This is a genomic window from Mycobacterium angelicum, assembly GCF_002086155.1.
Taxonomy (GTDB): Bacteria; Actinomycetota; Actinomycetes; order Mycobacteriales; family Mycobacteriaceae; genus Mycobacterium; species Mycobacterium angelicum.
On record NZ_MVHE01000366.1, the window covers coordinates 1 to 309 of the forward strand.

Sequence of the window (309 nt, forward strand, 5' to 3'; positions counted from 1 at the left end):
GTAGAGTTCCCGCTGCGGGCGGGGCGCCTTGACCAACGGTGCGACGGCCATGCCGGCCGGGCTTTCCTGGATATCCCACGGTAGGTCCAGCAGCGGCCGGGGCGCGTAATTCTCGATGTAGCTGTATTCCTTGGTGCGGATTGCCCGAATCGGATCGAACGAGTCGTGATAGGTCTTGGCGGTGTATACGTGGTCACGCACCGCAGCGTTTTCAGTGTCCGGCGCGAGGAGGGCCGGTGCGTGTGACACACCCTCGACATCGGCGGGTACCTCGAGTCTCAGCAGGTCCAATAGCGTCGGAACCAGATC

Annotated in this window: 1 pseudogene; it reads right to left on the reverse strand. The window is 63.1% G+C overall.

The features are described from left to right. A pseudogene (locus BST12_RS29820) lies at nucleotides 1-309 on the reverse strand (sulfatase); the annotation flags it as partial.